The 10459-nt window shown below is 71.3% G+C and carries 8 protein-coding genes; 6 read left to right on the top strand and 2 right to left on the bottom strand.

The features are described 5' to 3' along the window. The first annotated feature begins 123 nt into the window (after positions 1-123). Complete coding sequence (locus ACFVIU_RS25395) at positions 124-855, top strand: Tellurium resistance (RefSeq protein WP_385845254.1); 732 nt, start codon at positions 124-126, stop codon at positions 853-855. 1 nt (position 856) lies between these two features. On the opposite strand, the gene ACFVIU_RS25390 is transcribed toward ACFVIU_RS25395, so the two are convergent. Next, entirely contained in the window at positions 857-1579 is a 723-nt protein-coding gene (locus ACFVIU_RS25390; RefSeq protein ID WP_385845253.1) for a TerD family protein, read from the bottom strand. A gap of 175 nt (positions 1580-1754) precedes the next feature. Between ACFVIU_RS25390 and ACFVIU_RS25385 the strand changes: the two genes are divergently transcribed. Genes ACFVIU_RS25385 through ACFVIU_RS25375 form a run of 3 tightly spaced genes read left to right on the top strand, consistent with a single transcriptional unit; the run spans position 1755 to position 6238 of the window. Beyond that, positions 1755-2921, top strand: a complete 1167-nt coding sequence (locus ACFVIU_RS25385) for an HpcH/HpaI aldolase/citrate lyase family protein (RefSeq protein WP_385845252.1) — start codon at positions 1755-1757, stop codon at positions 2919-2921. 24 nt (positions 2922-2945) lie between these two features. Further along, positions 2946-5426, top strand: coding sequence for a phosphoribosyltransferase (locus ACFVIU_RS25380; RefSeq protein ID WP_385845251.1), 2481 nt, complete (start codon positions 2946-2948; stop codon positions 5424-5426). Continuing rightward, positions 5426-6238, top strand: a complete 813-nt coding sequence (locus ACFVIU_RS25375; RefSeq protein ID WP_385845250.1) for an HAD family hydrolase — start codon at positions 5426-5428, stop codon at positions 6236-6238. The genes ACFVIU_RS25380 and ACFVIU_RS25375 overlap by 1 nt, the downstream gene beginning before the upstream one ends. A 61-nt stretch (positions 6239-6299) precedes the next feature. On the opposite strand, the gene ACFVIU_RS25370 is transcribed toward ACFVIU_RS25375, so the two are convergent. Continuing rightward, positions 6300-6521: a zinc ribbon domain-containing protein gene (locus tag ACFVIU_RS25370; protein ID WP_385845248.1), complete on the bottom strand. Its 222-nt coding sequence runs from the start codon at positions 6519-6521 to the stop codon at positions 6300-6302. 296 nt (positions 6522-6817) lie between these two features. Here ACFVIU_RS25370 and ACFVIU_RS25365 point away from each other — a divergent pair, with 296 nt between their 5' ends. After that, positions 6818-8950 carry a transglycosylase domain-containing protein gene (locus tag ACFVIU_RS25365; RefSeq protein WP_385845294.1) on the top strand — a complete coding sequence of 711 codons (2133 nt, stop codon included), beginning with the start codon at positions 6818-6820 and terminating at the stop codon, positions 8948-8950. 47 nt (positions 8951-8997) lie between these two features. Continuing rightward, positions 8998-10299: a hypothetical protein gene (locus ACFVIU_RS25360; protein WP_385845246.1), complete on the top strand. Its 1302-nt coding sequence runs from the start codon at positions 8998-9000 to the stop codon at positions 10297-10299. The last annotated feature ends 160 nt before the right edge of the window (positions 10300-10459 follow it).

Genomic DNA, 10459 nt, shown 5'->3' with positions numbered 1-10459 from the left:
CCGGGCCGCCCCCGCGGGGGGGGTCGCCCCCCGCGGGGGGGGCGCCCCCGCGGGGGGGGGGGGGGCGGGGGGGGCCCCCCCCCCCGACGGCGTCTGTGCACAGCTGCATACCTGGGGGCGGGAATGGGTTTCTTCGACGGACTGCTGGGCGGGCGCGCCGCCGACTTCGACTCCGGCAGCGCGGCGACCAACGCGATCGAGCTGAGCAAACGGCACCCGGCGGTGTCCCTGAACAAGCAGGGCGCGGCCACCGGCAACCTGCGCGTCAACCTCACCTGGCGGATGCGCACCTCCGACTTCGACACCCAGGGCGGCACCAGCCTGCTGCGGCACCCCTTCCGGGCCCTGCGGCCGCCGGAGGTACAGGGTCACGGCCAGAGCATGGTCGACGTCGACCTCGACCTGGGCTGTCTGTACGAGCTGACGGACGGCACCAAGGGGGTCGTCCAGCCGCTGGGCAACTACCTCGGCGACGTCAACGCACCGCCGTACATCAAGCTCAGCGGCGACGACCGGTTCGGCTCGGCGTCCGGTGAGACGATGTACGTCAATCTCGACCACCGGGACGCCATCAAGCGGCTGCTGGTCTTCGTCTACATCTACGACCAGACGCCGGCGTTCGACCGTACCCACGCCATCGTCACCCTGTACCCCAGCAACGGCCCCCGCATCGAGATAAGCCTCGACGAACGCCACCCCCAGGCCCGTTCCTGCGCGGTGGTGATGATCGAGAACGTGAAGGACGAGCTGATCGTCCGGCGCGAGGTGAAGTTCGTGTACGGCTTCCAGGGCGAGCTGGACCGGCTGTACGGCTGGGGACTCCAGTGGGGGCGGGGCTACAAGAGCAAGGTGTAGGTCACCGTCCGATGAATTGCGGCCCCTGCGGCGGCAGCCGGAAGGCTCCGGCGTACGCCGGGGGGCCGGGCGGCGGGCTCATCGGCTGCGGGTAGCCGTACGCGGGCGGCTGCTGCGGCACCGCCGAGGTCGGCTGCTCCGGAGGCAGCGGCTGGGAGGCGGCCGGCTCCGGCTCCGCCTCCGACTCGTCCACCGAGATGCCGAAGTCCGTGGCGAGCCCCTTCAGCCCGTTGGAGTAGCCCTCGCCCAGCGCGCGGAACTTCCAGCCCTCCCCGCGCCGGTACAGCTCGCCGCAGATCAGCGCCGTCTCCGCGCCGGTCTCCGGCTTGATCTCGAACACGGCCAGCGGCTCGGCGTCGGCCACCGAGGCGTCGTACAGCCGGATGCTCAGGCCGGGCACCCGGTCGAACCGGTCGCCGTCCGCGGAGGCGACCAGCACGATCCGGCCAACGCTCGGCTCGACCCCGGAGAGATCCGCCTGGATCGTGTCGGTCAGCCCGTCGGTGACCCGTTTCTTGCCCAGCCGCCACACCTTCCCGGAGGGGTGCCGGGGCTGGTTGTAGAAGACGAAGTCCTCGTCGGAGCGCACACGGCCGTCGGGGCCCAGCAGCAGCGCGGAGGCGTCCACGTCCGGGACCCCCGTTCCGGGGGTCCAGCGCAGCACCGCGCGCACCGTGGTGGCCTCGAGCGGGACGTTCGACCCCTTCAGCATCGCGTGCGTCATGCGGTCATCCTGCCCTCTCGGTCCTGGTCACGACAATGCGGGGGTGTTGCGGCGGACATGGGGGAGTTACCGGAAGTTCATGCCCGGCGGGAACCCCCGACACGACCCCGTACGTACTATTACCGGCCACCCTTTACCGAACTCAGAGACTCGGCTCGCAGCCCTGGGGAGTCCAATGCGTCATTTCGGGCACATCGCCCCACAGGTGCGGGAGCGCCTCTTCCACCAGGAGCCGTGCGCGTTCACCGCCGACTCCCCGGCCCGGCTGCTCGCCGTCGCCCTGGGCGCCACGCTGTACAGCCCGGCCACCCGGCCCCGGCTCGCCGACGACATCCTCAAGCAGGCCGGGAACGGCGTGGTGTCGATGGTGCTCTGCCTGGAGGACTCGATCGACGACGCGGACGTGCCGGCGGGCGAGGACAACCTGGTCCGGCAGTTCGCCGAGCTGGACGCCCGGGCGGGCGTGGAGCCGCCGCTGCTGTTCATCCGGGTCCGCACCCCCGAGCAGATACCCGCCCTGGTCCGCCGCCTCGGCGCGTCCGTGCGGCTGCTGTCCGGGTTCGTGCTGCCGAAGTTCACCGAGGAGCGCGGGCTGCCCTTCCTGGAGGCCCTGGCCGCCGCCGAGGCCGGAAGCGGCCGCCGGCTGTTCGCCATGCCGGTGCTGGAATCCCCCGAGCTGCTCTACCGCGAGAGCCGGGTGGAGACCCTGGAGGGGATCTTCCGCGCCGTCGACAAGTTCCGCGACCGGGTCCTCGCCCTCCGCCTCGGCGTGACCGACTTCTGCTCCTCCTACGGCCTGCGCCGCGCCCCCGACATGACCGCCTACGACGTCCAGATCGTCGCCTCGGTGATCGCCGACGTGGTGAACATGCTGGGCCGCGCCGACGGCACCGGCTTCACCGTCACCGGACCGGTCTGGGAGTACTTCCGCGCCTCCGAGCGCATGTTCAAGCCGCAGCTGCGGCAGAGCCCCTTCCTGGAGGTGCAGGCCGTCGAGCTGCGCGAGAGGCTGATCGAGCACGCCATGGACGGGCTGCTGCGCGAGATCTCCCTCGACCAGGCCAACGGCCTGCTCGGCAAGACCTGCATCCACCCCTCCCATGTGCTCCCCGTGCACGCGCTGTCCGTGGTCAGCCACGAGGAGTTCAGCGACGCCCAGGACATCCTGCGGCCGGAACGCGGCGGCGGGGGTGTACTTCGCTCGGCCTACACCAACAAGATGAACGAGGTGAAGCCGCACCGCGCCTGGGCCGAGCGGACCCTGCTGCGCGCCGAGGTGTTCGGCGTCGCCAACGAGGACGTCGGTTTCGTGGAGCTGCTCGCCGCGGGCATACCCGGCTGAGCCTTCGACATGTCCAAGGAATGCATGAATCAGGCAGTGAACGACGGCATCTGGTCCGGCAGCTGGGTCGCGGAGCGGCTCGGCGTCGAACTCGAGGGGGACGACGGGCTGCGCGCCCTGCTGGGCCTCGCCCTGCGCCGCAATCCCAAGCGGGCCCATCTGCTGGTGTCCCACGTCCTCGGCAAGCACGTCCCGCAGTCGCCGACGGTGGTGTACGGCCATGGCGTCCGGCTCGGCCGCAAGGTCGCCGAGCTGCTCTCCCCGGCCGAGGCGGCCGCGGCGGTGGTCCTGGGCTACGCGGAGACCGCGACCGGCCTGGGCCACGCGGTCGCCGACGGGCTCGGCACGGCGCCGTATCTGCACTCCACCCGGCGGCCGGTGGCCGGGGTCGCCCGCGCGGGCGGCTTCGAGGAGGCGCACTCGCACGCCACGTCCCACCTGCTGCTGCCGGAGGACCCCGGTCTGCTGGCGGGACAGGGCCCGCTGGTGCTGGTCGACGACGAGTTCTCCACCGGCAACACCGTGCTGAACACCATCCGTGACCTGCATGAGCGCTATCCGCGGCAGCGGTACGTGGTGGTCGCGCTCGTCGACATGCGGTCGGCCGAGGACGCCGGGCGGCTGGAGCGGTTCGCCGCGGAGATCGGGGCGCGGGTGGATCTGGTCGCCGCCGCGTCCGGGGTCGTACGGCTGCCGTCGGACGTGCTGGAGAAGGGGCGGCGGCTGGTGGCCGACCACGAGGCGGCGGAGCGCGCCCACCCGGCGGCAGCAGGGGCGCCCCAGGTCAGCCGGGTCGATCTGCACTGGCCGCAGGGTCTCCCCGACGGCGGGCGGCACGGCTTCACGCCCGCCCACCGGGCCCGTCTCGACGCCGCGCTGCCCGCCATGGCCGCGCGCGTCGCCGAGGCCCTGCCCGCCGGCGCCCGCCGGGTGCTCGTGCTCGGCTTCGAGGAGCTGATGTACGCCCCGCTGCGCCTCGCCCGGGAGCTGGAGCGGGGCACCGCTGCCGAGGTGCGGTTCTCCACCACCACCCGCTCGCCCGTCCTCGCGGTGGACGACCCTGGGTACGCGATCCGTACCCGGCTGGCCTTCCCCGCCCATGACGACCCGGCCGACGGGCCCGGCGAGCGCTACGCCTACAACGTCGCCGGGGCCGGCTTCGACGCCGTCGTGGCCGTGGTCGACTCCGTCGCCGACACCCCGGCCCTGCACGCGCCCGACGGCCTGCTGGCCCGCCTCGCCGCCCATGTTCCGCACGTCCTGCTCGCGGTCGTCCCGTCGTACGCACCGCACGCTCCCGAAAGGCCGGCCATGCTGCCCGAGCCCCTCCGCGGCCCCGCTTTCTCCTCGTACGCACCGGAGGAGGTCGGCTGGCTGCTCCAGGACCTCTCCGACGTCACCCTGGAGGCCCCGACCGAGGAGCGGGAGGAGGCCATCCAGAGCGGCGGCGCGCACTACGCCGAGTCGCTGCCGGTGGAGTACCAGCCCAGCGCGCAGTACCAGGAGCTGTTCCACACCGCCCTGGACGCCTCGGCGGCCCGGATCGCCCAGGCGGTCGGCGTGGTGACCGACACTGTCATCGCCGAACTCCCCCACTCTCGGCTTCGCTCGAGCGGGGGGACCCCCACCCCCCGCCCGGTGCTGGTCTCGCTGGCCCGCGCCGGGACCCCGGTCGGCGTGCTGATGCGGCGCTGGGCGCAGTTCCGGCACGGGCTCGAGCTGCCGCACTACGCGGTGTCGATCGTGCGCGGCCGCGGGATCGACGCCAACGCGCTGCGCTGGCTCGCCGACCGGCACGACCCCCGGGACGTCGTCTTCGTCGACGGCTGGACCGGCAAGGGCGCCATCACCCGGGAACTCGCCCAGGCCATAGCGGAGTTCGAGGCGGCCGAGGGCATCACCGGGTTCGACCCGGAGATCGCGGTGCTCGCCGACCCGGGCTCCTGCGTGCGCACCTACGGCACCCGCGAGGACTTCCTCATCCCGTCGGCCTGCCTCAACTCCACCGTCTCCGGCCTGATCTCGCGTACCGTCCTGCGGGCCGACCTGGTCGGCCCGGACGACTTCCACGGCGCGAAGTTCTACCGCGAGCTGGCCGCGGCCGATGTCTCCGGGGTCTTCCTCGACTCCGTCGCGGCCCGCTTCCCGGAGGTCGCCGACGGCGTGGACACGGCGGTGAAGGAGCTGCTCGCCGAGGACCGCACCCCGACCTGGGAGGGCTGGCGGGCGGTGGAGCGGATCAGCGAGGAGTACGGCATCCACGACGTGAACCTGGTCAAGCCGGGCGTCGGCGAGACCACCCGGGTGCTGCTGCGCCGGGTGCCCTGGAAGATCCTGGCCCGCGAGGGCGCCGGCGCCGACCTGGACCATGTGCGCCTGCTCGCCGAGCAGCGGGGCGTCCCCGTCGAGGAGGTCGGCGGGCTGCCGTACACCTGTGTCGGGCTGATCCACCCGAAGTACACCCGGGGCGTCACGGGCGCCGACGGCAAGGCGGTGAACGTCTGATGCCGGTGCTGGTGGCGAGCGACCTCGACCGCACGCTGATCTACTCTTCGGCGGCCCTCGCGCTGACCATGCCGGACGCGCGGGCGCCCCGGCTGCTGTGCGTGGAGGTGCACGAGAGCAGGCCTCTGTCGTACATGACCGAGACGGCCGGGCAGCTGCTGACCGATCTCGGGGACGCGGCCGTCTTCGTGCCCACGACGACCCGGACCCGCAAGCAGTACCAGCGCATCAACCTGCCCGGCCCGCCGCCGAAGTACGCGATCTGCGCGAACGGCGGCCATCTGCTGGTCGACGGGGTCACCGACGCCGGCTGGCACACGGCCGTGCTGGCCCGGCTCGCCGAGCAGTGCGCGCCGCTGAGCGAGGTCCACGAGCATCTGGTGCGCTCCGCCGACCCGGTCTGGGTGCGCAAGCACCGCGTCGCCGAGGACCTGTTCACCTACCTCGTCGTCGAGCGCGAGCTGCTGCCCGAGGAGTGGGTGAAGGAGCTGGCGGTGTGGGCCGAGGACCGGGGCTGGACCGTCTCGCTCCAGGGCCGCAAGATCTACGCCGTACCGCGGCCGCTCACCAAGAGCGCGGCGGTCCGGGAGGTGGCCCGCAGGACCGGCGCGGAGCTGACGCTGGCGGCCGGGGACTCCCTGCTGGACGCTGATCTGCTGCTGGCCGCGGACCGGGGCTGGCGCCCCGGCCACGGCGAGCTGGCGGACACGATGTGGACGGCCCCCCGGATCGCCGCCCTGCCGGAGCGGGGCGTACTGGCGGGCGAGCGGATCCTGCGGGAGTTCCTGCGGGCCTCCAGACAGCCGGGCTGAGCCGGACCGCCGGGCGGAGGGGGCTGAGCCGGGCGGAGGAGGGCTGAGCGGGGCGGAGCCCCTAGCCGCAGCAGCCGCCGCCGCAGCAGCCGCCCCCGCCGCCGGTCCCCGGGGCGGGAGCGGGGGCGGCGGAGGCCTTTCCGCCCACGGCCACGGTGGACAGCAGCTTCACCGTGTCGTCGTGGCCCGCGGGGCAGCTCGCGGGGGCGGCCGACTCGGCCATGGGCCGGCTCAGTTCGAAGGTGTCGCCGCAGCTCCGGCAGCGGTACTCATAGCGAGGCATGGGGCCAGAGTAGCTGTACGGAGCCGCCGACAACGGTGTCTCAATCTTTGGTGAGTGTTCCTTGCCACCCGACAGTTGTGCGGGGGTTTCGAAAACATCGCTGATAACTTGTGAACGCCGTTGCGAGGACGCTCAGCCCCGCGCGAGCAACAGCGAGTGCGGAGGGAGACGCAGGCGTGACCGATGCGTCGCAGGGGGAGGGTCGCCCCCGGGGGGACGGCGGCCGTGCGGACAAGCCGGTCGCCGCCGACGAGACCCTGCATCTGAGAGTGGACGCTCTCAGAGCGGACGAGACCATGCAGCTGCGTGTGCCACCGCCTCCGGGCGGGCCCGCCCAGCCGCCCGTCGGCGGCCGGGCCGAGCGGCGGCGCAGTGCGCGCCCGGCCGCGCGGGAGCGCGTCACGGCCGCCGTCGGCCGCCTGCTCGGGCCGCTGGCACCCTACGCGCGCCGCCTCGCGCCGTACATACGCCGCCTCAGGCCCCGCTATCCGCGTCCCGGCCGGACCGGCTGGCGCCGCTGGATGCCGTCCTGGCGGCAGTGGGTGGGCGGCGTCCTGACCTCCTTCGGGCTGCTCAGCGCCTTCCTGGTGACCGCGTACGCCCTCACCGACATACCCAGCAACCTCAACTCGTACGCCACACAACAGGACAATGTGTACTTCTGGTCCGACGGGACCCCGATGGCCCGGACGGGCTGGGTGCAGCGGCAGGCGATGCCGCTGAAGGACATACCCGAGGACGTCCGCTGGGCGGTGCTGGCCGCGGAGAACGAGAGTTTCTACTCGGACCCGGGCATATCCGTCAAAGGTCTCACCCGGGCGCTGTACCGCACGGTGGGCCAGGGGGACACCGAGGGTGGTTCCACCATCACCCAGCAGTACGTCAAGAACGTCTATCTGACCCAGAACCAGACGGTCAGCCGCAAGTTCACCGAAGCGATGATCGCCCTCAAGCTCGACAACAAGATGAGCAAGGACCAGATCCTGGAGGGCTATCTCAACACCAGCTGGTTCGGCCGCGGCAGCTACGGCATCCAGCGCGCCGCCCAGGCCTACTACGGCAAGGACGTCAGCAAGCTCAACGCCTCCGAGGCGGCCATGCTGGCCGGCCTGCTCAAGGGCGCGGGCTTGTACGACCCGACGCTCGGCAAGGCCAACCACCACCGGGCCGAGGAGCGCTGGAAGTGGATCCTGGACCGGATGGTCAAGATCCACCGGCTGTCGCCGCAGGAGCGTGCCCGGTACACCACCTTCCCCGAGCCGCTGAAGAGCAACCCGCTCTACAACACCGGCGCGCAGAGCGACTATCTGGTGGAGCTGGCGGCGCAGTACGCCAAGAAGGCCGGGCACCTCACCGACAAGCAGTTCGACCTCGGCGGCTACCAGATCTACACGACCTTCGACCGTAAGCGGGAGCAGGCCCTCACCGACGCCGTCACCCAGGCCCGCAAGCAGGCCAGGAGGGATCATCCGGGCGCGGCGAAGGACGGGCACTACGGCGCCGCCTCGGTCGCCACCGACGGCCGGATCCTCGCGGTCTACGGCGGCCCGGACCACCGTACCCAGGGCTACAACGAGTCCAACGCGGCCACCGTCCCGGCCGGCACCGCGTTCCTGCCGTTCGTCTACGCGGCGGGACTCGAACACGGCGTGCACAAGACACGCGACGGAGCCGCCACCCCGGTCACCCCCGAGAGCGTCTACGACGGCGACGACGGCATCCCGGTCACCACGCCGGAGGGGCCCTACTGGGACCGCAGCGGCAAGAAGGTCGCGGCGCACAACGACGGCCGCAGGTCCTACGGCAAGATCGCTCTCGGCGAGGCCCTCGCCAAGTCCGTCAACACGCCCTTCATGCAGCTCGGCATGGACACCGGCCTGGACCAGGTGCGGCAGACCGCGGTGTCGTCCGGACTGCTGTCCTCCAGCATCGGCAGCCAGGTGCCCGCCCTGTCCCTGGGCACCTCCACGCCCAGCGCCATCCGGATGGCGAGCGGGTACGCCACCTTCGCCGCCGGCGGCAGCCACACCGAGCCCTACTCGGTGAGCCGCATCACCCGCAACGGCGCACCCGTCGCCCTCAACACCCCGCGCCCCCGCCCGGCGGTGAGCGCGCAGGTGGCCCACGACGTCACCGAGGCCCTCACCGAGTCCTTCCGCCTGACCCACCCGGCCACGGCGGCCGCCCAGGACGGGGTGGCCGGGAAGGCGGGCAGCGCCGACACCGGGATCGCCGTCGGGAAGACCGACGGCTCCGGCAAGCCCACCGCTTCCTGGTACGCCGGCACCGCCGGCTCGGTGTCGACGGCGGTCGTGGTCTACCGGATGGATCTGGCCAAGTCCCTGGAGCCCCTCCCGCTGGAGGGGCTGGCCGGAACATCCGACAGCGTTCCGTACAACCTCTGGTCGGCCGCGATGGGTCTTGGCTGACAGCAAGACCCGTACCCCACTCGCCCCTCTCGGAGAATGAGCCGCGCATGTCCCGCAAGAAGTCACCGACCGGCCGCCGCCGGGCCGCCGGCCGCCGGCGCCGTGTCCCCGCCGCCACCCGCCCGCAGGTGCTGACGCTGGCCGCCTTCCTCGTCGTGGCCTCGCTCGTCGCCGGCTATCTCGCCCTGTCCCGCCCGGACGACACCGCGCCGACCGCGGCCTCCGGCGGCGCCCATGGCGGCAAGGCCGCTCCGAAGGTCTCGCCGACCCCCTCCTGGGACGGCAGGACCAAGGTCCTCGGGGACGGCTCCACCTCCTACACCGGCCCGCAGAAGGGCGAGCTGAAGCCGGTGCCGCTCAAGCCCGGGGAGAAGCCGCCGCAGTTCGTGGTCTTCTCCTGGGACGGCGCGCTGGAGGGCAGCGACCACCTCTTCTCGCACTACCGGGAGATGGCCAGGCAGTACGACGCCCACATGACCTTCTTCCTCACCGGCATCTACCTGCTGCCCAAGAGCAAGAAGTCCCTGTACCAGGGCCCGATGCACGCGCCCGGCGACGCCGCGATCGACTACGCCACCGACGACCACATCCGCAGCACCCTGGAACAGCTGCGCCTCGCCTACGACCAGGGCAACGAGATCGGCACCCACTTCAACGGCCACTTCTGCGGCGCCAAGGGCGGCGGCGACTGGAGCGTGGACCAGTGGAAGAGCGAGATCGACCAGTTCTACTCGTTCGTGGAGAAATGGAAGACCAACACCGGCTTCACGGACGTTCCCGCCCTGCCTTTCGACTTCAAGCAGGAGGTCACCGGCGGCCGCGCGCCCTGTCTGGAGGGCCAGCCCAATCTGCTGAAAGCGATCAAGAGCTACGGCTGGCGCTATGACGCCAGCTCCCCGGGCGATTTCCAGATATGGCCGACCAAGAAGAACGGCGTCTGGGACTTCCCGCTCCAGATGCTGCCGTACGAGAACGGCAAGTTCCAGGGCCTGTCCATGGACTTCAACTTCCTCTACAACCAGTCCAACGGCGAGACCCACGGTGATCCGGCCAAGTACCCCGAGTGGGAACAGCAGACCGTCTCCTCCTACATGGACGGCTTCAACCGGGCCTACTACGGCAGCCGCGCGCCGCTGTTCATCGGCAACCACTTCGAGGACTGGAACGGCGGCATCTACATGAAGGCCATCGACCAGATCATTCCGAAGATCTGCACCAAAAAGGGCGTCAAGTGCGTGTCGTTCAAGGAACTCGCCGACTGGCTGGACGTGCAGAAGCCGGAAACGCTCACCGCTCTGCGCAGCCTTGATCCCGCACAGTCACCGGACTGGTCATCGGTCGTCAAATAGCCCTGGGGCACAGGAGATTCCACTTGTGCAACCCCCTTCACAACCGACGCTCGATGCATGCGAAGATGCCCCTCGCCCGGTAGGTGTACCGGCGTAGAGGGGAACATCATTGAGATCAAGAAAACTGAGCCGTAAGCGCAGCCGTACGGCCATAGTCACG

The sequence above is a fragment of the Streptomyces sp. NPDC127190 genome, assembly GCF_042672505.1.
Lineage (GTDB): Bacteria > Actinomycetota > Actinomycetes > Streptomycetales > Streptomycetaceae > Streptomyces.
This window is presented reverse-complemented; position numbering and strand designations above follow the sequence as displayed.